Origin of the sequence: Phocaeicola sp. RTP21359st1_B8_RTP21360_211022 (genome assembly GCF_040911965.1) — a bacterium.
GTDB classification, from domain to species: Bacteria; Bacteroidota; Bacteroidia; order Bacteroidales; family Bacteroidaceae; genus Phocaeicola; species Phocaeicola vulgatus.
In genome coordinates this window covers 17,634-42,025 of sequence record NZ_JBDFXP010000034.1, presented here as the reverse complement: position 1 = coordinate 42,025, position 24,392 = coordinate 17,634, and the positions used below count along the sequence as shown (strand labels likewise).

Genomic DNA, 24,392 nt, shown 5'->3' with positions numbered 1-24,392 from the left:
TCTCTATATACCTTATTTATATAAACGAAGTTAATCTGTTTATTTTATACTGATTATTTAAAGGCCGTGGCAATATTCCCTTCCTTCTGGTCTTTCAGGTGTTGTTGATATTTCGCCTCTTTCTGTTCCGGAGTAATCGGAGTAATTGTCTGTCCGTCCTTCAACGTCTGTACACCTTCAACTACAATTTTATCGCCGGGCTTCAAACCACTGGTAACAATATAATTCTTACCGTCACTCAAATTCGACACTTTGATCTCAGTATGCTTCAATGTATTATCCGACTGAAGCACATAAACAAACTTTTTATCCTGAATTTCCTGTGTAGCCGACTGAGGAATCAAAATAATATCCTCCATAGTATAAGGGAAAATTACATTAGCCATACCACCACTACGCAATACAAGCTGTTTGTTCGGGAAAACGGCACGCATACTTACCGAACCGGTAGTCTGGTCAATAACACCACTTACAGCGTCAATCTTACCTTCTTCAGTATACATTGTACCGTCAGCCAATTCCAATTTTACAGCCGGCATCTTCTCCAGTTGTTCTTTCAGTGTGCCACCGGCTCTTGTCAAACCCAACAACTGCTTTTCAGTCATAGAGAAATACACATACATTTCACCGATTTCACTCACGGTAGTCAACGGTTGTGTTACCGAAGGGCTCACCAAACTACCAATACGATACGGGAATGTACCCACCACTCCATCTGAAGGGCTGGTCACTGTGCAGAAGCCCAAATTCTGACGAGCGCTGGTCAACTGAGCCTCAGCCTGTGCCAAACTGGCTTTTGCAGAAAGCAATTGGTCTACTGCGCTTTGATACTCAAAATCGCTGATAATTTTCTTATCATACAAATTTTTCTTCTGTTGTTCGTTCAAAGATAGCGTATTGACATTCGATTTTGCCATCTCTACAGCAGCTTTTGCCTGACGTTCGGCAGCCGCATACTGTGTAGGATCGATCTGAAAGAGCGCCTGGCCTTTCTTTACCGTTGCACCTTCGTCCACACAAAGCTTTACGATAAAGCCGGAAACCTGAGGACGCACCTCGATATCCTGAACACCTTTGATAGTTGCGGGATAAGAAGTAGACTGCTGGCTGGCTGTAGACTGTACAGCCACGACGGTAAATTCGTCATCACCCAACTTCATACCGCTCTGACCGCCTCCACAACTGCTTAAAACGGTCATTGCCGCCGTAAATATCGCGAGGCGGCTCCATGAAATACATTTCATACTATTTACTGTCATTTTCATAACTAATATTATTGAACTTTACTTATTTGTCGAATTAACAGATGTTTATAGAAAACTTTTTAAACCCAATTAGTTTTTACTGCCGCAAAATTAGTCATTTTTCCGGCATTTGTTCGCTTAGCCCATTAGCTTTAACTATAAATAACGTGCGCATATAGAAGGATATTAATTATGTAAAATATATTCCATATATATTCAATCTGTTTCCAGATCTAAACAAGCAAACCATATTACAACTCATACATGATACGGACATGAATGAAACTATTTTTTCGCTATCTTTGTCCAGCAAAATACGAAAGAATGAAATCTGATTTTCACATTGGTCAAAATCAACACTTAAAAAATCATCAATTCGACATCATTTTACAGTATTTAGGCTTCAAATTATAATTTTATTTATATTTTTGCCACCAATTTAAAACGATATCTAATTATAAGGAAAAAGATTATGGTCAAGATTACCAAAGAAGCTGCTTTGCTATACCACTCGCAAGGCAAGCCCGGAAAAATTGAAGTTGTACCGACAAAACCGTACAGCACACAAACAGACCTGTCACTGGCTTACTCTCCCGGAGTAGCTGAGCCTTGTCTGGAAATAGAGAAAGACCCGCAAACTGCATACGACTATACTGCGAAAGGCAACTTAGTAGCCGTTATTTCCAATGGTACAGCCGTTCTAGGACTAGGCGACATAGGTGCATTGAGCGGAAAACCTGTCATGGAAGGTAAAGGATTACTTTTCAAAATCTATGCAGGTATTGATGTTTTTGACATTGAAGTGAATGAGAAAGACCCCGAAAAATTTATTCAGGCAGTAAAAGCCATCGCTCCCACTTTCGGAGGTATCAACCTGGAAGACATCAAGGCTCCCGAATGTTTCGAGATAGAAAACCGGCTGAAAGAAGAACTGGATATCCCAGTAATGCATGACGACCAACACGGTACAGCCATCATTTCATCCGCCGGTTTATTAAATGCATTGGAAGTTGCCGGAAAGAAAATTGAAAATGTAAGAATCGTAGTAAACGGTGCCGGAGCCTCCGCCACTTCCTGTACAAAACTGTATGTAGCATTAGGAGCACGGAAAGAAAACATTTTAATGCTAGACAGCAAAGGCGTGATAACCAGTGACCGTCCTAACTTGACAGAAAGTAAGAAATTTTTTGCTACTGACCGTCGCGATGTACATACACTGGAAGAAGCCATTAAAGGTGCAGACGTATTTTTAGGACTATCAAAAGGTAATGTGCTGACTCAGGATATGGTCCGCAGTATGGCAGATCATCCTATCGTATTCGCATTAGCCAATCCGACTCCGGAAATCTCTTACGAAGACGCCATGGCATCCCGCCCCGATGTACTGATGTCTACCGGACGTTCAGACTATCCTAACCAGATCAATAATGTAATCGGTTTCCCTTATATTTTCCGCGGAGCTCTGGATACTCAGGCCAAAGCTATCAATGAAGAAATGAAGCTGGCTGCCGTGCATGCTATCGCCGATTTGGCAAAACAACCTGTTCCCGACGTAGTGAACGAAGCCTATCATGTGAATAATTTTACTTTCGGTCCTGATTATTTCATTCCGAAACCGGTTGACCCTCGTTTGATTACCGAAGTTTCCATGGCTGTGGCAAAAGCAGCAATGGAATCAGGAGTGGCACGCAAAAACATCACCGACTGGGAAGCCTACAAGACCCGGCTGCGCGAATTGATGGGACAAGAAAGCAAATTGACCCGTCAACTTTACGAAACAGCCCGTCGCGACCCACAGCGGGTGGTATTTGCCGAAGGTATCCATCCTACCATGTTAAAAGCTGCCGTAGAAGCCAAAGCCGAAGGTATCTGTCATCCTATCCTATTAGGTAATGACGAACGCATTGAAAAACTGGCAAAAGAACTGGATCTGAGCTTGGAAGGAATTGAAATCATCAACCTCCGTCATGACCGTGAAGCTGAACGTCGTGAGCGTTATGCCCGCATCCTTTCGGAAAAACGCGCACGCCAAGGAGCCAACCTTCAGGAATCCAACGACAAAATGTTCGAGCGCAACTATTTTGGTATGATGATGGTTGAAACCGGAGAGGCCGATGCATTCATCACCGGTCTATATACCAAATATTCCAACACAATCAAGGTAGCGAAAGAAGTTATCGGTATCCAACCGGAATACAAACATTTCGGTACAATGCATATCTTGAATTCAAAGAAAGGTACTTATTTTGTAGCCGATACCCTGATTAACCGTCACCCGGACACCGACACACTGATTGACATCGCTAAATTGTCGAAGAAAACGGTAGAGTTCTTTAATCACACTCCGACAATGGCCATGCTGTCTTACTCCAACTTCGGTTCAGATACAGAAGGAAGCCCGGCTAAAGTACATGATGCGGTGGACTATATGCAGAAAGAATATCCGGAACTGGCTATAGATGGTGAAATGCAAGTCAATTTTGCACTGAACACTAAATTACGTGATGAGAAATATCCCTTCACACGTTTGAAAGGTAAAGAAGTAAACACGTTAGTATTCCCGAACCTAAGTTCTGCCAATGCTACTTACCAGCTCATTCAGTCTATGAGTGAAACCGAGGTAATCGGCCCGATACAAATGGGATTGAACAAACCTATTCATTTCACTGATTGTGAAGCTTCTGTACGCGATATTGTAAACATCACTGCGGTTGCGGTTATTGATGCCATCGTTGACAAGAAAAAGAAAGAAAAATAAATAACTTTCACCACAGATTGCATAGATTTACACAGATTATTAATCATGCTTGTTAGTACCAGCAAATTCTATCTGTGTAAATCAAGGCTATTTGTGGTGAAATATATTCAATTCATTAAAACAATACTATGAGAAGAAAACCGCTTTCCCTCCCACAAATCGTAACCTTAGCCCTTTTATGGATTGCCATTTGCTATATTATTCTAACAGGGAGCGAACATATTGACGGGCCTTTAATACTATCCATTATCATTTCGGGAGCTTTAGTCTTTATTCCACTATTAAAATATCTCAAGGAAAGAGGAAAATAATCTTTTATCCGCTTTTTAGCTTACATTTTGTACATATTGATATTTTTACACGCATTTTCTTTATAATTTGTTGCATATTTCAATTCTTATCTATATTTTTGCACCATCAAAAGAAACAAGAAGAATTAATTAACAATTATAAAAAGAAGTAGATTATGAATGCAGCTAAGGTATTAGAAGATTTGAAAAGAAGATTCCCCAATGAGCCTGAATATCATCAAGCGGTAGAGGAAGTGTTAAGTACAATCGAAGAAGAATACAACAAACATCCCGAATTTGACAAGGTGAACCTGATTGAACGTTTGTGTATTCCTGATCGTGTGTATCAATTCCGTGTAACGTGGATGGATGACAAAGGTAACATCCAGACAAATATGGGTTACCGCGTACAACATAATAATGCCATTGGTCCTTACAAAGGTGGTATCCGTTTTCACTCTTCTGTAAACTTGGGAATTTTGAAATTCCTTGCCTTCGAGCAGACATTCAAAAATTCACTAACTACTCTTCCGATGGGTGGTGGCAAAGGAGGTTCCGACTTCTCTCCGCGTGGCAAATCAAACGCCGAAGTAATGCGTTTCTGCCAGGCATTCATGTTGGAATTATGGCGCCATATCGGTCCTGAGACTGACGTACCTGCAGGTGATATCGGTGTAGGTGGTCGTGAAGTAGGTTTCATGTTCGGCATGTACAAAAAACTCTCTCATGAATTCTCCGGTGTACTGACCGGTAAGGGCCGCGAATTCGGTGGTTCTCTGATTCGCCCTGAAGCAACCGGATATGGTAACATCTATTTCTTGATGGAAATGCTGAAAACCAAAGGCACAGACCTGAAGGGAAAAACTTGTTTGGTTTCAGGTTCAGGTAACGTAGCTCAATACACGGTAGAAAAAGTAATCGAGCTGGGTGGTAAAGTAGTTACCATGTCCGATTCAGATGGTTACATCTATGATCCGGATGGAATAGACCGCGAAAAATTGGATTTCATCATGGAACTGAAAAATTTATACCGTGGACGTATCCGTGAATATGCAGAAAAATATGGCTGCAAATATGTAGCAGGCGCTCGTCCTTGGGGTGAGAAAGGTGATATCGCATTACCCTCTGCCACTCAGAACGAATTGAACGGTGATGAAGCCAAACAATTGGTTGCCAATGGTGTCATAGCTGTCAGCGAAGGTGCAAACATGCCTTCTACCCCTGAAGCTATCCGCGTATTCCAAGAAGCCAAAATCCTGTATGCCCCGGGCAAAGCAGCCAATGCAGGCGGCGTATCTGTATCTGGATTGGAAATGACTCAAAATTCTATCAAACTGGGCTGGAGTCAAGAAGAAGTAGACGAAAAATTGAAAAGTATCATGAAAAATATTCATGAGGCTTGTGTACAATACGGTACTGAAGCCGATGGTTATGTAAACTATGTGAAAGGTGCTAATGTAGCAGGATTCATGAAGGTAGCCAAAGCTATGATGGCTCAAGGTATTGTTTAATAAAAACCATTCCTTTATTATTATATCATATTAAGGGAGTACGGAAAATAATTTTTCTGTACTCCCCCTTTTATTTGGCAGATATAAAAAAACGCCAAACATTTATTTAAAATAAAATTTGATGGTGTTGATTCTCAATAATCTTGTACTTTAATCCTATATTTTTTTAATGAAGTTACAAAATACGGAAAAGAGAATATTTCATTTTAGCAAAATGATAAGAGACTTTTCACAAAAAAACAGTAACTTTGTTGCGAATATCTTTATTCTAATTTCAAGAAACTAATAAAACCATCAATTCATGAAACTAAAAGACTTACTGACTTGTACAATAACAGGATTACTTTTCTGCACATCATGTATCAAAGATGAGGCACCTAATGCTGAAGCAGATATCCTGTCATGCATTGTGCCTGAGGACATATTAAGACGAGATCCTATTATTGAAAATGACCGCATAAGTTTAATGGTTAAAGCTGAAACAGATTTAACCCAACAAGCACCACAATTCACTTTAACTGAAGGAGCGACTATTGAACCGGCAAGTGGTACAATGCGTGACTTTACCGCTCCACAGTATTATACCGTCACTTCTGAAGATGGAAAATGGAAAAAGAAATATGAGGTTACTTATATCATTGCCGGATTAAGCACCCAATATCATTTCGAAAATGTGCGACAAAGTGGAAAATACGATGTTTTATATGAAGTAGATAAGAACGGAAAAGAAACAATGACTTGGGCCAGCGGAAATCCTGGTTACTCTCTTACAGGCGTACCTAGTGCACCTAAAGATTTTCCTACAGTATCAGACAATAATGGTTTGAAAGGAAAATGCGTCAAATTAACAACATTATCTACAGGTAAATTTGGGGCTGATTTAAAAATGCCTATAGCAGCTGGAAACTTATTCATGGGTACTTTCAATGCACTTACAGCAGTCAGTAATGCTCTAAAAGCGACACAATTTGGTATGCCTTTTGAATATGAGCCATTATATATAACTGGATACTATAAATATAAAGCAGGAGAAATATTTTCTGAAAATGGAGTGAATGTTTCTGGAAAGAAAGACGAATGTGATATCTATGCCATTTTCTACGAAACAGACAAAGATACTAAAATGCTAGATGGAACAAATAATTTCACCAGCCCTAATTTAGTTTCTATAGCCCGTATCAACAACCCTAAAGAAACAGAACAATGGACATCATTTTACATTCCATTTATCATGCAGCCAGGCAAGACCATCGATCAAGAAAAATTAAAGAAAGGCGGATACAATGTTGCTATTGTTTTTTCTTCAAGCAAAGACGGAGGAAATTTCAATGGAGCTATTGGTAGCACTCTTTACATAGATGAAGTAGAATTGATTTATAAATCAAACGAATAACAACACTTATGAAAAAAAATATTATTCTGACAGCACTTTTAGTTTGTCTTTCTGCCATATCCATACATGCTCAAGAAGATCGCAATCATGGAATCGTTTGGTCTTCACTACATGGATTGGAATACAGTGTAAAAGCTGGAGTAAGCATTGGAGGAACTCTTCCAATACCATTCCCGGAAGAAATTCGTTCCATTGACAGCTACAATCCTACCATTGCTATCGCCTTAGAAGGATATGCACGGAAGTGGTTTGACACCAATAAGAATTGGGGAGTAACAGTAGGAATACGACTGGAAAACAAATCAATGAAAACTGATGCCACCGTTAAAAATTATGGAATGGAAATTATAGGTGATGGCGGTGAACGCCTAAAAGGCTATTGGACAGGAGGTGTCAACACTAAAGTGAAAAACTCTTACCTTACAATTCCTATATTAGCAACTTACAAATTAACCAAACGTTGGAATATCATGTTAGGTCCTTATGTTTCATACTTGATTGATAAAGACTTCTCCGGTAGCGTATACGATGGTTACTTACGCGAAAACGAACCGACAGGTGAAAAAGTAGAATTCACCAATGGAAAGAGTGCTAGTTATGATTTTACTAATGACCTACGCAAATTTCAATGGGGATTACAATTAGGAGGAGAATGGAGAGCATTCAAGCACCTTAATGTTTATGCAGACCTAACATGGGGATTAAACGATATCTTCCAAAAAGACTTTAATACTATTACATTTGCTATGTATCCGGTTTATTTGAATGTAGGGTTCGGATATGCATTCTAAAAATTATAAAGGGACATTCAGTAAATAGAATAAAATTAGCCAACTAATTCATATATAAAGTATTGCGAATTAGTTGGTTTTTTTGTATCTTTAGGTTTCGTTTCGTCAGTCAAAACGGGGGAAATTCCCCAAGAAAGATATGGCTAAGATACAAAATATTTCAGAAATTCACCCTACTTTGGGCTTTACAAAATTTGATATTCTGGAGAAATATCGTAAGAGTTTTCATGAGAGTGAGCTTAGCAGGCTTCATTCGGTGTTCCTGTTTGAGTGTATGGCAAAAGCCGCAGGTCTGTCGGAACAGCGTCTGGGCCGCAGGAACATTTTCATTCCTTGTACAAAGATAGTTCTTATGGTCCTGAAGGCCTACACCGGATTCTCCGACAGACAGCTAGTGGAATATCTCAACGGTAACATACACTACCAGATGTTCTGCGGAATCATGATAGACCCGTCTTTTCCCATAACCAACTTCAAGATAGTCAGTGCCATCCGTAATGAGATAGCATCCCGTCTTGAGATTGATTCCCTTCAGGAGGTCCTGGCTTCACACTGGAAACCTCATCTTGAAAACCTTCACGTCTGTATAACTGATGTCACATACTACGAGAGCCACATGCGCGTTTTCCTACAGACATGAACTCCCTTTGGGAAAGCCTCGAATGGCCTACAAATATATCTGCAAACATTGCGGGGAGCTTGGCATAAGACGTCCCCGTAACAAATACAAGAATGTGTCAGCGTCCTATCTGTCCTACTGCAAGAAAAGAAAAAGGAAGGCTTCAAGGACAAGGATGCTCAAGCGCCGTATGATCAGACTTCTTGAAAAACTCCTCATACAGTGGGATGAAATCCATAAGGAGTACGGAATCTCACTCCAGTATACACAGGATTACCAAAAGCGTCTTTCCATCATCAGAAAGGTTCTTGTACAGAAAAAGGAAATGTTTGAAGGAAAGAAGGTTAGTGACTGTATCTTCAGCATTGACCGTCATTATATACGCCCCATTGTAAGAGGCAAAGAAACCAAATCTGTTGAATTCGAAGCAAAGGCTGGCAACATACAGATAGACGGCATATCGTTTATCGAACACATCTCCTTCAAGACTTTCAATGAGGGTATACGGCTTAAGGACTGTATCCGTATGCAGCAGAAACTCATGAATGTGAGGGTAAGATGTGTGGCCGCAGGTTCCATATACGCCAATAATGCCAACAGAAAGTTCTGCACGAAATATGGGATATCTACTTCCTTTGTGCGTAAGGGAAGGGCGGCAAAGGATGAGTTATTGAGAAAGGTACTCAGAAACAACATTACTCGCTCTCCAGGATAAAAGCCAGAAACAGGAAGACGGAAATACTGTGGATTTTCTTTGGAATACATACGGCAAATGCCGTACTGATGATAGAAAAAATCAGGAACAAAACAGCTAAAGCTGCATGATATGATTTTACTCACAGAATCAGAAGAGGTCATCAGACTTCTTCCGGAACGTCATATCCTGTCGGATAGAATTATGTGAGAAAGCACAGAAAAATAGCAATAAGAATGGCATATGAAGTGGGCATACCCTATCATCTTCATATGCCATCTTATTTTATAGGGACATTTACTGAATATCCCTATAAAATTTAAAAAAGCGAAAATTCTTCATACTGAGATTTTCGCTTTTGTCATTTTTCAACTTCTTTATTTCACAGGTGCTAATTTAAGACCAAATTGAACAACTTCAGTCGTTTCAATGATTTGAGGCATTGCAACTAAAACAGGTTTCAACATACCTACTAAATATCCCATATCACCAGCTTGCTCTGTTAACATTTGAATCAAGCTATTAACAAATTCCTCGTCTTCAAACATAGGAGCCACTAACTTTAATATAGGTAATAATGTAGCTGTATCCAAATAAGCTGTTACATTGCCATCTGAATCTACCGAATAAGACAAAGGAATACCATTGCTTAACATAGGTAATACAGCCGGAATTAAATTACCTAAAATATCATCAACCCCGATGGAACGATTTACACTTGCAGCTATCTGAGAGGGATTCAAGTATAAATAAATCTTATCACCGTCCACAGTATACGTTGCAATGTTCAGATCTGAAGTTTTCCATTCTGCATCTGTCAACTCATCTTTATATTCAGCCTGAATATTTCCATCTGGAAGAAAAGTAATTTTATGTAAAATTCCTGCTAGCATTGCGGGAATAGTTTTTCCATCAATTTGAGTAAATGATATAATCAAACCAATTGCTGAATTTATATCCCAAGTTCCACCAAAATAAGGAAATTCAGCTGCATCCCATTTATAGTAAAGAGATCCCAAACCTCCATCTTCAATCGTAGTAAAAGCAGTTCCGGCCAATGCATTTGCAGGCAATGAAACTGTTAAATTCAACTTCAAGAAACTGGATGTTGCTTCACCATCATAATTAATTGTACGACCATTTTTTTCATCAGTACCTTTAAACTTCACTTTATCTCCATCAATTACTATATTTTCAACATTTAATACAGTAGTAATTTCACCTGGAATTACACCAGGAGCCTGAGGTGAAGCTCCAGTTGAACGGTTGATCATAGATGACAAATCCAATTCGCCTGCCAAAGTCAAAGTTGCTTTAGTAGCATCCGCCGCGTTTGGGGAAAAGGTTACTTTTTTACCTAACATTGTAGCCCCACTATAAGTCAATTGCAATCCATTGGCATCAGTAAATGTCGTTTCACCAACAGGGCTAACAATTTTATCATCATCGTCACTACACGATGTGAATAATGCCACAGAACAAATCACTGCGAACAAATAATAAAAAAGATTCTTTTTCATTGTTTAGTTAATTTAATTTATACTCGAAAAATCGTGCAAATATAATAAAAAGTTAAGCGTATAACTATTTTTATCGAAATTTAGGACACATTTTACGTAATTTAGAACATTATTCCGGCAACATCACTACCCCCAGCTTCTTCTTTCCATCCATCTTCACTATCAATGGTTTATCAAACCGCACATGACGGATGAACCTGGTTTCTTCAATAGCCGGCCGGGTATCCAGTACCTCTTGGTTATAGATACCATCCTTCATATAGGCATTAATTGTGAAATAACCGACTCCGAAAGAAGTCAGATTCTGAAAGAAGTGAGTTCCCTGACTAGGGTCCACACGATAATTAGTCAGCCCCGCCTCCACAATGACACGTGCAGCCGAAATATGGGGCCACTTCACAGGAATGCCCAGCCACGAATCGCTGCTTCCCCAGCGTCCCGGACCTACCAATATATAATGTTTCCCTTCATCCAAGAATTTACGGTTCATCTTTTCTATTTCATAAGCAATGGTCGGATTATTGGAAGCAGTATAACCATCTGTCTTCACATAAATCACATCCTGAATGTCCTCCATAATGCCATGCCCCAGTGAATTATTACTCTTTAAAAGAACATCCTCATCCTTAATAAGGTTCAAATCCTCCTCAAGATTGGCTTTCACATCGACCATCGGACGAATCTGCAATAAATAGAAAGTACCATTCTTCTTTTGCTGGTTCAATGTCACAGCAAACTCTATCTCAACAGGACGCCTCATCTCACTTTGCCCGTATTCCTGTACCAACTGCAAAATACGGGGCAAAGGAAATACATCGTGTTGCAACACATTGGCAAATGTTATCACTTTCCGGCCTCCCGGATAAATTCCGTCACGGATAATCATATCATACGGATCATACGTGGAAGCAATGAAAGTTAAGGCTCCATCATTATCAGCTTCTTTCACCGGAAGCTTCAACAAATTAAAGCCGTCATCCAAAGAAAAGTTATGCCCCGTATTCTTCAAATCAAGCGCATAAAACTGAGTCTGCGTTTCACGAAGAGCAATTTCCATCTCACTGGTCTGCAACACTTGGTTAGGATGATAAGGACACACCCTCAGAGTCAGACCTCCGTCTACAATATATTTACCCAACCCCAAAGCAAGACTTACAGTTCCCTCTTCGGCTTTTTCATCTCCTATGGGGTAATAGTTGAGCGAACGTGCCACCCCCGAAATAGAAGGATAGAAACGGTCACCATACTGTGTGCCGACCACCTGTTGTAAAATAACAGCCATCTTCTCCTGGTCTATCACATTGCTGGTTGCCTGCATATACGCCTTGCTGTCTCTGAAAAAAACAGAAGCATACACCCCTTTTATGGCATCGCTCAACATACGGAGCATCTCATATTTATCATCTAAATAAGGAATCATATAAGTAGAATATATCCCAGCAAAAGGCTGATAATGAGAATCTTCCAGCAAGCTAGAAGAACGGATGGCTATAGGCGATTTCACCACATCAAAGAAAGCAAAGAAATCTTCCACCAGACGGTCGGGCAACTTGGCACGAAGAAAAGCTTTCAATATCGTGTCATCATCCGCATCACTCAATGCTACTTGATATAGGCTATTGGCATCCATGAATTCATCAAAGATATCCGTACAAAGCACCACCGTTTTAGGAATGACCACCGTCGCATTTTCAAACTCATCAAATTCCACGTGGCGCTTTACCATATTGTCTATAAAAGCCAGACCACGTCCTTTTCCCCCCAATGACCCCTCACCGATACGGGCAAAATTAGAATAACGGTCAAAACGATCACGTTGGAACACAGCCACCACACCTTGATTCTTCATCTTACGGTACTTCACAATAGCCTCAAAGATTATACGGCGATGAGCATCAATATCCTGCAAAGACTCCCAAGTTATCTGCTTTAAGAACTCGGCAGGTGGAAACATGGCACGAGAATACAGCCAGCGGGATACGTGATTACGACTGATATGGTAAAGGAGAGATTCTTTAGGAATAGCAAAAATAACATTCTGTAATTCCTTCAAATTATGAACACGGGCCACTTCTTCCAATGTATCGGGATTACGGAAAATGAAATCCCCGAAACCAAAATCATCAGACACAATTTCACGCAAGTCTATATTCATCTTCTTGGAATTCTTATCCACAAAGCTAGCACCATACCGGGAAGCATACACCTTGTTGTCTACCTCGGCCGACTGTAAAATAAGAGGAACAAACGGATCCCTGGAACGTACCTCCGCCAGCAACTTAATACCTGCCATTGGATCCACCACACCACCACGCGGGTAACGTGCATCCGTAATCACACCTAATACATTATTCTGATATTTATTATATAAATCCATCGCCTCCTCGTAAGTACGTGCCAATACAATTTTGGGACGTCCCCTCATACGCAATGTACGCTGGTGAGCATTCAAAGCCTCTGTGGCAAATTCCTGACTTTGCTTCAACACAAATTTATATAAGTTAGGCAACACGGAAGAATAGAACCGGATGGAATCTTCCACCAATAAAATCATCTGCACTCCCACCTCTTTAATATCATGTTCCAAATTCATCTTATCTTCTATCAGCTTGATGATAGACACTAACAGGTCCGTATTCCCCAACCAGCAGAACACATATTCAAAGATGCTCAGATCCTCATGCTCCATACGTGCCGTAATACCATGCGAGAACGGGGTCAGTACCACCAGCGGAATATGAGGGTATTGTTCTTTTATGCTGCGTGCAATCTCAAATGTATCACTGTTATCAGATCCGGGCATACAAATCACCAGATCAAATGTAGTGTTCTCCAATTGCTTCCAGGCAGCTTCCTCAGTAGAAACTTGTGTGAAACGTGGCGGATAGCGAAGACTGAGGTTCATATATTCATTAAATATCTTCTCATCTATACGCCCGTCATCCTCCAACATAAAAGCATCATACGGATTTGCTACCAAAAGAACATTAAAAATCCGTTTGGTCATGAGGTTTACAAACGAAGTATCCTTGAAATACAACTGATTTAATTTTAACTTGCTGAGCATGGTTATTTGATTTACATGGATAATGTAATAGCAAAATACGTCAATAATATTGTTTTATGCAACTTATTCGCAATAAAAAAGAACTTTTGGGTAGAGAGGTCTTACCACAACGATTAACTTTTTATCACCACCAAACTAAAATTTAGCCAAAAATATTTTGCCAATTCACCAAAAAACATACCTTTGCATCAGAAATGATTTTCATTTTGTCAAAACCTTAAATGCATAATAGTTATGGATATTAATCAAATCATGACCTCCCTGGAGGCAAAACACCCTGGTGAATCAGAGTACTTGCAGGCTGTAAAAGAAGTCCTGCTTTCTATTGAGGATATATACAATCAACATCCGGAATTTGAGAAAGCGTCCTTGATTGAGAGATTGGTAGAGCCCGACCGTATCTTTACATTTAAGGTGCCTTGGGTAGATGATAAAGGAAAAGTACAGGTAAACTTAGGTTACCGCGTTCAATTCAATAATGCGATCGGCCCGTACAAAGGCGGTATCCGTTTTCATGCTTCTGTAAACCTCTCCATTTTGAAATTCTTAGGATTTGAGCAAACATTCAAAAATGCACTGACCACATTGCCTATGGGCGGTGGTAAAGGTGGTTCCGATTTCTCACCACGTGGTAAGAGCGATGCTGAGATCATGCGTTTCTGCCAAGCATTCATGCTTGAATTGTGGCGCCACGTAGGTCCTGATATGGATGTTCCTGCCGGTGACATCGGTGTAGGTGGCCGTGAAGTAGGATACATGTTCGGTATGTATAAAAAGTTAACCCGTGAATTTACAGGTACCTTCACTGGCAAAGGCTTGGAATTTGGAGGTTCGTTGATTCGTCCTGAAGCAACCGGTTTTGGTGGTCTTTACTTCGTAAACCAAATGCTGAAAGCAAAAGGAATTGATATTAAAGGCAAAACGGTAGCTGTTTCCGGTTTCGGTAATGTAGCTTGGGGGGCCGTGACTAAAGCAACTGAATTAGGTGCAAAAGTAGTCACAATCTCCGGACCCGACGGCTATATCTATGATCCGGACGGTGTAAGTGGTGATAAAATTGATTACATGTTGGAATTACGTGCGTCAGGCAATGATATCGTAGCTCCATACGCAGAGAAATATCCTAACTCAACATTCGTTGCCGGACGTCGTCCGTGGGAAGTTAAAGTAGATATTGCGCTTCCGTGTGCGACTCAAAACGAATTAAATGGCGAAGATGCTTGTAATTTAATAAAAAATTCCGTTCTTTGCATTGGAGAAATTTCTAATATGGGTTGTACCCCGGAAGCAATTGATGCGTTTATTGAAAATAAACTAATGTATGCACCGGGTAAAGCCGTAAATGCCGGAGGTGTAGCTACTTCAGGTTTGGAAATGAGCCAAAATGCAATGCATATGAGTTGGAGTGCACAAGAAGTAGATGATAAGTTACATCAAATTATGTATGGTATTCATGAACAATGTGTGAAATATGGTACTGAACCTGATGGATATATCAACTATGTGAAAGGAGCAAATATTGCAGGCTTTATGAAAGTAGCCCATGCCATGATGGCTCAAGGAATTGTTTAAAGGCATTCTATTAGCATAAAAATATCTCGTTTAGTTGTATTTGTATTTTGTATTGTAGCTTGCGCTGCCCGCCTGTGAAGGTATGGCAGCGTTTTTTTATGGTATATCCAATCTTTTTTATACATTTGTAGCTTCAAGTAAACGTATGTAAAAATTAAGTTATGGAAATATTACAACTAGATGGCCTTGAACCTCAATTATTTAATTTAATTGGACCATTGGCTATGAATCCTAAAGTCCTAAGGGCTAATAACAATTATCCCTTCAAAACGACCGAACGTTTTCAATGGTACATTGCCGTCGAAGATAATGACGTAACCGGTTTTGTCCCTGTAGAGCAGAAAAGTGGCGGTTATGTCATTAACAACTACTATGTCCATAACGATGATCAGGAAGTGCTGGTTGAATTGTTGGGAGCAGTAAAGCCTAAAAACAATTTATATGCAATTGTTCAAACCAAACACGAAGCTATTTTTTCCAACTGTGGTTTTCAAACCGAACACCGTTGGACTAATTATATTAAAATGATTTACAACACGAACAAAAATGAACAATAAAAGAACTAAAGGGGAAAATGTTTATCAACTCGTTCAAAAGAGACTCAAATTCTTATTCAACGAATTTGATAATATCTATGTTTCTTTTTCTGGAGGAAAAGATAGCGGTGTCTTGCTCAACTTATGTATTCAATATATCAGAGAGCATAATCTGGACAGGAAAATCGGAGTATACCACATGGACTATGAAGCACAGTATCAAATGACTACAGAGTATGTGGAACAGACGTTCAGAGAAAATCAGGATATATTGGAAATCTACCATGTCTGTGTCCCTTTCAAAGTAGTGACTTGTGCTTCTATGTTTCAAACCTATTGGCGCCCTTGGGACGAAAGTATGCACGCCCACTGGGTAAGGCCTATGCCTAAAAACTGTTATAAGAAAGAAGATTTCCCATTCTACAATGAGGAAATGTGGGACTACACTTTCCAGAATTCATTTGCATCGTGGTACCATAAAAAGCATGATGCAGTACGCACTTGCTGCCTGGTCGGCATCCGAACTCAAGAGAGCCTGGACCGATGGAGAACTATTCACGGTAACAATCGCCTGAACAGCTATCACAACCTGATGTGGACCCGCAGACTAGGATACGATTTATACAATGCCTACCCTATCTATGACTGGACTACCGAAGATATATGGACAGCATACGCCCGTTTCAAATGGCCATTCAACCAAATGTACGAACTTTATTATAAAGCCGGAGTACCTTTGGACAGACAACGTGTAGCCAGTCCGTTCCTCAGCACAGCACAGGAAACCTTGAAATTATACAAAGCCATCGATCCTAATACTTGGGGGAGAATGTTAGGCCGAGTAAACGGAGTAAACTTTACCGGAATCTATGGTGGAACCCGTGCCATGGGATGGCAAAACATCAAATTACCAGAAGGCTACACATGGAAAGAGTATATGTATTTCCTGTTAGATACGTTACCCGAAGAAACCAAACAGTCTTACTTGGAAAAACTAAGAGTAAGCCGGGAGTTCTGGAAATACAAGGGAGGATGCCTGGATTTATCAACCATACGTAAATTAACTGATTTGGGCATAAAATTCTACGTACAAAAGAAAACAAACTACAAGACAGACAAACTTCCTGTCCAAATGGATTATCTAGACGATATAGACATCGCAGAGTTTAAAGAAATCCCCACTTATAAACGTATGTGTATTTGCATTCTGAAAAATGACCATGTATGTAAATATATGGGATTTGCCCTAACTAAAAAAGAAAAGTTAAGAAGAGACAGAGTGATGCAGAAATATAAAAACATTATCAAATGAAAGAAGAATTCGAAAGTCCTGTGTATCACGTGCACAGAGTACCGGTGGAAAAGGTACGTGCCAACAGTTATAATCCAAACCACGTAGCCGCTCCTGAAATGAAATTGCTGGAATTAAGCATTTGGGAAGATGGCTATACTATGCCTTGTGTATGTTATTATATTCCCGATGAAGATATATATGAACTGGTAGACGGATATCATCGTTATTGTGTGCTTAAAACTTCAAAACGTGTGTTTGAACGAGAAAAAGGTTTACTTCCCGTGGTCGTTATAGAAAAAGACCTTTCAAACAGAATGGCAAGCACTATCCGCCACAACCGCGCCCGCGGCACTCACAGCATTGAACTGATGGTAGATATCGTGGCAGAACTGACCAAAGCCGGAATGAGTGACGAATGGATAAAAAAGAATATTGGCATGGATGCCGACGAACTTTTACGACTCAAACAGATATCCGGCCTAATGGAACTCTTTGCTGACAGGGAATTCACAATACCTGAACCATAAAGCAATTTTCATTAATACATTATTCAGTTGAAATATAACTCATTAATAATAGGATTGTCGGTCCTGGCTTTGCAAAGCTGCACCGACAATCTTGTTTATACAGGGACCGATATCGAGGTAGTACTCACAGGCAATACATACCAAGCAGCTTTCACAGAAAGCTCCCCTGTTTCCACTTTTAACTCCGGCAATCAAATCCTGCTGAATGCTTCCGGCAGTCTTCAGATAGACAACAGAATTCTGACTTATATGGACAACCAATGGAAAGCAGAAAATGAATTTAGCTGGAGTGACCTAACAGGAAAAACAAATGTTACGGCAGTATATCCTGTCTATCCCGATTTGGACTATGTCCAAGAAAATCTTTATAAAAACAATTCGTTGGAAGACATACTGTATGTCAAGGATGAATTTCCGGCCGGAAATTCCATCCATTTACAGTTCAAACATTTATTTTCTCTTCTGACACTGCATTTGGAGGGAAATTTACAAACCTATTTTCAGAAAATAGAGGTAACATGTCCTGCTGTTTCCTCTATTATCCCAAAATCCGCTGAAATAGTTCTAGCGGATAACGGAACACATACGACTACTATTGCCCAAGTTTCTCCTTCCGGAAATTATTCGTTTATAGTCCCTCCTGTCGGAAACATGGTCATCGCCATAAATATGGTAACAAATGGAAAGAAATATACAACACAACTAGAAACAAAGTCTTTTACCGGTAACAAAGAATATACTTATCACTTAAAAATATCTGAAAAAACTCCGGGAATTATGACTGCCGAAGATTGGATTGCATTCAGTCAACTTATCAATAGCAATACATTTACCCAATACAAAGGAAAAACATTGGACGATTTCGGAGAAACGATGAATGGAATAACCACTTATTATCTATTGAATGACATTGATTTTAAAGATGTGGATTGTACTGAGTTAAAACAAATAGGATACGCCCAAACAAACTATTACTTTTCCCAAACCTTTGACGGACAAAATCACACCCTTTACAATATACCTATCAATTCCAGCAATGGCACCACAGGTGTATTCGGAGCCGTCAATATCACCGGCATAGTTAAAAATCTCCATATAGAATCCAGCAAAGTATCTATCACATCAAAAAGCAAGAGCACAGCAGAAGGTACAAGTATTTTAGTCGGACGCAATAAAGGCAAAATACTAAATTGTTGCGTTAAGGAGTGCCAAATTGCAGCCAATCCAACCAAAACGAACCAATCAGCCAATACAGGAGGCATAGCAGGAACTTCAACAGGGGAAATCACCAATTGCTATGTTACCAACACCCAAATCATTTATGACGCAAATTCAAAAATAAAAGCAGGACCAGCCGGTGGAATAGCAGGTTCCAGCCAGGCCCAAGGTTTGATAGCAAACTGCTATTCTGCCAACAACATAATAAAGAACAGAGAGAGTTACAATGGTGGAATATGCGGGAAAGCTTCGGATGGAGCGCACATTGAAAATTGTTATGTCTATAACATAGATCTAATTACGACCAAAGGATTATTCGCAGGTATAGCTGCCAACTCTTTCTTTATCCACAACTACTATGATAATGCAAAAATAACCTTTATCGGAAAAAATGACGATGGTAATCAGTTGTCTAAAAATGCCCAATACACAGGTACTTTTATGAATAAGGAAGACATTCCCATCTACCGGCTTCTCAACCAATGGATAGATGAAACAGCTCCTACCCTTTATCCCGGTTACCCCTTTACCCGATGGACTGATGGAGGAGAAAATCTTCCTGCCGTTTTCATTTCAGAATCCCTGAAAAAGTAAGTGAACTTACTTTTTCAGGGATTCTGTACAAATTAAAAGCCGCTTTCTCATTTCACTGAAAAAACGGCTTTTTATATAAAATTATAGCTTGTTCTTATTAAAGAGCACCTACTTCATGCAAAGCAGCGTTAGTCTTGCGAACAGCAGCAGCACTTGCAGCAAATTTAGCTTTTTCTTCTTCGTTCAAAGGCAATTCAACAATCTTTTCAATACCGTTCTTACCCAAGATTACAGGCACACCACAGCAAATATCTGATTCACCGTATTCACCTTCCAAATAAACTGAACAAGGAACCATCTTACCCTGGTTGTGGATGATAGATTCAACAACAAATGCACCAGCTGCACCCGGAGCATACCATGCAGAAGTACCCAGCAACTTAGTCAGAGTAGCACCGCCTACCATAGTAGCAGCAGCAACTTCCTGCAATTTTTCTTCAGACAAGAAGTTAGAAACAGGCATACCTTTGTAAGTAGCAAAACGAGTCAAAGGAATCATAGTAGTATCACCGTGACCACCGATAACCATACCTTCCACTTCATTAGCGTTGCAACCCAAGGCTTGAGACAAGAAATATTTGAAACGTGAGCTATCCAAAGCACCACCCATACCGATGATTCTATTCTTAGGCAAGCCCAAAGCTTTCAATGACAAATAAGTCATAGTATCCATCGGGTTAGAGATAACTACGATGATAGCATTAGGAGAGTACTTTAAGATATTCTGAGCAACTGACTTAACGATGCCTGCATTAACACCGATCAGTTCTTCACGGGTCATACCCGGCTTACGGGGAATACCTGAAGTGATAACCACAACGTCAGAGTTAGCTGTTTTTTCATAATCGTTAGTGCAACCTACAATGTTTGTGTCGAAGCCCAACAACTGAGCTGTCTGCATCATATCCATTGCCTTACCTTCTGATACGCCTTCTTTAACGTCCAGCATTACTACTTCGTCTGCTACTTCGTTAAAAGCAAGAACATTTGCACATGTAGCACCTACGTTACCTGCGCCTACTACGGTTACTTTTGACATAATCTCTATATTTTGTTTAAAGTTGATAATAAAATCGCCTTCTTAAAAGCACCGCAAAGTTACAATGATATTCCGAATTAAAGAAAAATTTCCATAATATTTTTCGAGCAGTCTACATAAATTATTGTACTTTTGTCCAAAATTCAATGTAACACTATGGATAAGAGCAAAAAACTGATTATTGTCATTATTCTGCTGGTTGTGATTATCGGCGGAGTTTCTTTTTATGCTTTTCATCAAGCAAAAGAGAATAAGGAAATGAGCGAACTCTTCGCTGTGGAAAAACTGGAAATGGAAAACGAATATACCACTTTCGCCACCCAATATGATGAACTTCAGATACAGATAAACAATGATTCCTTGCGCGAAAAGCTGGAGAGTGAGAAGCTGAAAACACAGCGGCTGCTAGAAGAATTACGACAAGTAAAGACCAGTAACGCAGCTGAGATCATGCGTTTGAAGAAAGAACTGAAAACAGTACGTGCCGTACTACGCACCTATGTTATCCAAATAGATTCACTGAACAAACTCAACCAAGCACTAGCTGAAGAAAACCAAGAAGTAAAACAAAAATATACGCAGGCAACCCGTCAAATCAATAATTTATCGCAAGAGAAAAAGAATCTGAATGAAAAGGTCACCTTGGCAGCCCAATTGGATGCCACAGGAATTAGCGTAGAGCCTAGAAATAAACGTGGTAAAACAGCCAAGAAAGTAAAAGATGTGAAAAAGATAGCCATCTCGTTCACCATTGTCAAGAATATTACCGCCAAAACAGGTGAACGTACTTTATATATACGTATTGCCAAACCAGACAATGACATACTAACCAAAAACGCTTCAAACACATTCCCATACGAAAACCGTAATTTGGTTTATTCCATCAAGAAATACATAGAATACACCGGAGAAGAACAAAATGTAACCGTATATTGGGACGTAGAGGAATATTTGCCTGCCGGAACTTATCATGTTTATATTTTCGCTGATGGAACCATGATAGGACAACAAGCTTTCAGCATGAAATAACAAGGAACATTCTCCCCTCCAATATATTTAATAAAAAAACAGCCGGTTGGAAACGAACCGGCTGTTTTTTTCTCCACCAAGCAAAAGCAGTAAACATACAGATTGCAGAATTATAAAAATATTTTAAAATAACATCCAGAATATGGCTTTCTTGAAGATTTGTCTTATTTTTGTTGCATAAACAACTTAAAAACAACAAAACAAGAACACTATAATGAAAAAGATTGCAGCTTTTATCCTATTTATCGGTGTTTTAGATAGTATTTCAGCCCAAAGCACACTCACCTTAGATAGTTGTCGTGCTTTAGCATTATCCAACAATAAAGAGTTGCGCATTTCAGCTGAAAAGATAACAGCTGCACATTATGAAAAGAAAGCGGCTTTTACCAATTATCTTCCTAAGATTGCGGCTATAGGAACCTATATGCGCACTCAGAAAGAAATCTCTTTATTAAGTGACGAACAAAAGGGAGCTATCAGTCAGATAGGGACTACCGCCCAAGGCTCCATACAGGAAACTTTCCAACAACTGGCAGCTTCCAATCCCGAACTCGCACAAATACTGCAACCACTTGCTCCCCTCATCCCAGGTATTGGAAATGCACTGAACAAGGTAGGACAAGGTTTGGTAGATGCGCTGCGCACCGACACACGCAATATGTATGCAGGAGCTGTGACCCTTACCCAACCCATCTTCATGGGAGGAAAAATCGTTGCCTACAATAAAATCACCAAATACGCTGAACAACTGGCCGAATCACAGCACGCCACCGGTATGCAGGATATCATTTTGAGTACCGACCAAGCTTACTGGCAAGTCATCTCACTGATAAACAAGAAAAAACTAGCCCAAAGCTATCTGCAACTGGTCAGCCAACTGGACAGTGATGTAGATAAAATGATAACCGAAGGTGTCGCCACCAAAGCCGACGGACTAAGTGTAAAAGTAAAAGTGAATGAAGCCGAAATGAAGCTCACACAAATAGACAACGGATTAAGCCTATCTAAAATGGTACTATGCCAATTATGCGGTCTGCCTTTAAATGATGAAATACGTTTAGCAGATGAAGACGTAGAAAGCTTAACTCTCCTTGAATATCATGTAGGTGATAATGTAGCCACCGCTTTGGCAAATCGCGAAGAATTACGAAGTTTGGATCTAGCTAATAAAATTTATGACCAAAAAGTCAATATCACCCGCGCGGGATTTCTTCCTACAGTAGCTCTGACCGCCAACTACATGGTAACCAATCCCTCATTAGTAAACGGCTTTGAACGCAAATTCCGCGGCATGTGGGCTGTTGGCGCTATGGTACAAATTCCAATATGGAACTGGGGCGAAGGAATGTATAAGGTAAAAGCTGCCAAGGCGGAAGCAAACATTGCCCGCTACCAACTGGCAGATGCAAAAGAAAAGGTAGAATTGCAGGTAAGCCAAGCCAGCTATAAAGTAAATGAAGCAGCCAAACGCCTGAGTATGGCTGAAAAAAATCTGGAAAAAGCAGACGAGAATCTGCGCTATGCCAAACTGGGATTCATGGAAGGAGTCATTCCTACCAGTAACGTATTGGAAGCGCAAACCGCTTGGTTATCTGCCCAGTCGGACAAAATAGACGCTCAGATTGATGTAAAACTGACTGAAGTCTATTTGCGCAAATCAATGGGAGTGCTTAAATAAAAATTAAAGATTAAAAACGAAAAGATATGGCAGAAAGATCACAACACAGCAATATTTTGCTGGCATTTATTTCACTGACAGCAGTCATTGTCATAGTGTCACTGATAGGTTTCTTTACACTGGGTAAAGGTCCGGAAATCATTCAGGGGCAAGCAGAAGCCGACGAATACCGTGTATCCAGCAAAGTGCCGGGACGCATTCTGGAATTTCGTGTAAAGGAAGGAGACAAAGTAAAAGCCGGTGACACACTGGCTATCCTTGAAGCCCCCGATGTAAAAGCCAAACTTTCTCAAGCACAAGCTGCCGAACAAGCAGCACAAGCCTTGAATGAAAAAGCACAACGAGGTACCCGCCAAGAGCAACTGCAAGCTGCCTACGAAATGTGGCAGAAAGCCAAAGCCGGAGTAGAAATTGCTGAAAAGTCATACAACCGTGTCAACCGGCTCTTTGAACAAGGCGTAATGTCCGCGCAAAAACGTGATGAAGCCAAAGCACAATTTGATGCCATGACCGCTACAGAAAAAGCAGCACGCTCCCAATACGAAATGGCAAAGAACGGTGCACAACGTGAAGACAAAGCAGCAGCCGCAGCCCAAGTAGAACGTGCCAAAGGTGCTGTAGCCGAAGTTTCCTCCTACATAGACGAAACGATACTGACCGCGTCAGCTGATGGAGAAGTGACCGAAATTTTTCCCAAAGCAGGCGAACTGGTAGGTACCGGTGCCCCCATTATGAACGTGGCCCGCTTGAATGACATGTGGGTAACATTTAATGTACGCGAAGATTTCCTAAAAGACTTTACCGTAGGAAATGAGATTAGCGCATTTATTCCTGCCTTTGACAAAGAAATAAAATTCAAGGTTACTTATATGAAAGATCTGGGTACATATGCTGCCTGGAAAGCAACCAAGACTACGGGACAATTCGACCTGAAGACCTTCGAGGTGAAAGCTGTTCCTGTAGAGAGAACAGACGGATTGCGTCCGGGAATGAGTGCCATCATCGAGAAATAACAAAC

At 40.2% G+C, this 24,392-nt stretch carries 17 protein-coding genes and 1 pseudogene; 14 read left to right on the top strand and 4 right to left on the bottom strand.

The annotated features are described in order from the left end of the window. Window positions 1-53: 53 nt before the first annotated feature. A complete protein-coding gene (locus tag AB5062_RS16315; RefSeq protein ID WP_005853090.1) occupies window positions 54-1,265 on the bottom strand; it encodes an efflux RND transporter periplasmic adaptor subunit in 1,212 nt (403 codons plus the stop codon). Between the two features lie 451 nt (window positions 1,266-1,716). Here AB5062_RS16315 and AB5062_RS16310 point away from each other — a divergent pair, with 451 nt between their 5' ends. The 6 genes and pseudogenes from AB5062_RS16310 to AB5062_RS16285 all read left to right on the top strand — a co-directional run bounded on the left by AB5062_RS16310 (window position 1,717) and on the right by AB5062_RS16285 (window position 9,431). Further along, window positions 1,717-4,002 carry an NADP-dependent malic enzyme gene (locus tag AB5062_RS16310; protein WP_005845569.1) on the top strand — a complete coding sequence of 762 codons (2,286 nt, stop codon included), beginning with the start codon at window positions 1,717-1,719 and terminating at the stop codon, window positions 4,000-4,002. 128 nt (window positions 4,003-4,130) lie between these two features. Further along, complete coding sequence (locus tag AB5062_RS16305) at window positions 4,131-4,313, top strand: hypothetical protein (RefSeq protein ID WP_005845572.1); 183 nt, start codon at window positions 4,131-4,133, stop codon at window positions 4,311-4,313. 155 nt (window positions 4,314-4,468) lie between these two features. Then, window positions 4,469-5,803, top strand: coding sequence for an NADP-specific glutamate dehydrogenase (locus tag AB5062_RS16300; RefSeq protein ID WP_005845574.1), 1,335 nt, complete (start codon window positions 4,469-4,471; stop codon window positions 5,801-5,803). Window positions 5,804-6,104: 301 nt separating this feature from the next. Further along, entirely contained in the window at window positions 6,105-7,196 is a 1,092-nt protein-coding gene (locus AB5062_RS16295; protein WP_005853085.1) for a PCMD domain-containing protein, read from the top strand. Window positions 7,197-7,204: 8 nt separating this feature from the next. After that, window positions 7,205-7,987, top strand: coding sequence for a porin family protein (locus AB5062_RS16290; RefSeq protein WP_005853083.1), 783 nt, complete (start codon window positions 7,205-7,207; stop codon window positions 7,985-7,987). A 139-nt stretch (window positions 7,988-8,126) separates the two neighbouring features. After that, window positions 8,127-9,431: pseudogene (locus tag AB5062_RS16285) on the top strand (transposase). A 246-nt stretch (window positions 9,432-9,677) separates the two neighbouring features. On the opposite strand, the gene AB5062_RS16280 reads toward AB5062_RS16285, so the two are convergent. Together AB5062_RS16280 and AB5062_RS16275 are read right to left on the bottom strand one after the other, a co-directional pair. Next, window positions 9,678-10,820 (bottom strand): DUF4925 domain-containing protein, encoded by a 1,143-nt coding sequence (locus AB5062_RS16280; RefSeq protein ID WP_146264918.1) that lies wholly within the window; start codon window positions 10,818-10,820, stop codon window positions 9,678-9,680. A 109-nt stretch (window positions 10,821-10,929) separates the two neighbouring features. Then, entirely contained in the window at window positions 10,930-13,887 is a 2,958-nt protein-coding gene (locus AB5062_RS16275) for a PEP/pyruvate-binding domain-containing protein (RefSeq protein WP_146264919.1), read from the bottom strand. A 234-nt stretch (window positions 13,888-14,121) separates the two neighbouring features. Between AB5062_RS16275 and gdhA the strand changes: the two genes are divergently transcribed. The 5 genes from gdhA (at window position 14,122) to AB5062_RS16250 (ending at window position 19,628) form a co-directional block, all read left to right on the top strand. Continuing rightward, on the top strand, window positions 14,122-15,459 hold the full coding sequence (gdhA, locus tag AB5062_RS16270) for an NADP-specific glutamate dehydrogenase (RefSeq protein WP_005845584.1): 1,338 nt from the start codon (window positions 14,122-14,124) through the stop codon (window positions 15,457-15,459). Between the two features lie 161 nt (window positions 15,460-15,620). After that, entirely contained in the window at window positions 15,621-16,016 is a 396-nt protein-coding gene (locus tag AB5062_RS16265; RefSeq protein WP_011964677.1) for a hypothetical protein, read from the top strand. Then, window positions 16,006-17,307: a DUF3440 domain-containing protein gene (locus tag AB5062_RS16260; protein WP_008667807.1), complete on the top strand. Its 1,302-nt coding sequence runs from the start codon at window positions 16,006-16,008 to the stop codon at window positions 17,305-17,307. Before AB5062_RS16265 ends, AB5062_RS16260 begins: the two co-directional genes overlap by 11 nt. Further along, the gene (locus tag AB5062_RS16255; protein WP_005845588.1) at window positions 17,304-17,816 is read left to right on the top strand and encodes a ParB/RepB/Spo0J family partition protein; all 513 of its coding nucleotides are present in this window, start codon (window positions 17,304-17,306) and stop codon (window positions 17,814-17,816) included. The genes AB5062_RS16260 and AB5062_RS16255 overlap by 4 nt, the downstream gene beginning before the upstream one ends. A gap of 27 nt (window positions 17,817-17,843) precedes the next feature. Then, window positions 17,844-19,628 carry a GLUG motif-containing protein gene (locus AB5062_RS16250; RefSeq protein WP_032939075.1) on the top strand — a complete coding sequence of 595 codons (1,785 nt, stop codon included), beginning with the start codon at window positions 17,844-17,846 and terminating at the stop codon, window positions 19,626-19,628. A gap of 97 nt (window positions 19,629-19,725) precedes the next feature. On the opposite strand, the gene mdh is transcribed toward AB5062_RS16250, so the two are convergent. After that, window positions 19,726-20,667 (bottom strand): malate dehydrogenase, encoded by a 942-nt coding sequence (mdh, locus tag AB5062_RS16245; RefSeq protein WP_005845592.1) that lies wholly within the window; start codon window positions 20,665-20,667, stop codon window positions 19,726-19,728. Window positions 20,668-20,823: 156 nt separating this feature from the next. On the opposite strand from mdh, the gene AB5062_RS16240 reads away from it, so the two are divergent. From AB5062_RS16240 to AB5062_RS16230, 3 genes are all read left to right on the top strand, one after another. Then, on the top strand, window positions 20,824-21,696 hold the full coding sequence (locus tag AB5062_RS16240) for a hypothetical protein (protein WP_005845594.1): 873 nt from the start codon (window positions 20,824-20,826) through the stop codon (window positions 21,694-21,696). Between the two features lie 214 nt (window positions 21,697-21,910). Beyond that, window positions 21,911-23,374: a TolC family protein gene (locus tag AB5062_RS16235; RefSeq protein WP_005845598.1), complete on the top strand. Its 1,464-nt coding sequence runs from the start codon at window positions 21,911-21,913 to the stop codon at window positions 23,372-23,374. A 26-nt stretch (window positions 23,375-23,400) separates the two neighbouring features. Further along, window positions 23,401-24,387 carry an HlyD family secretion protein gene (locus AB5062_RS16230; RefSeq protein ID WP_005845601.1) on the top strand — a complete coding sequence of 329 codons (987 nt, stop codon included), beginning with the start codon at window positions 23,401-23,403 and terminating at the stop codon, window positions 24,385-24,387. Window positions 24,388-24,392 lie beyond the last annotated feature (5 nt).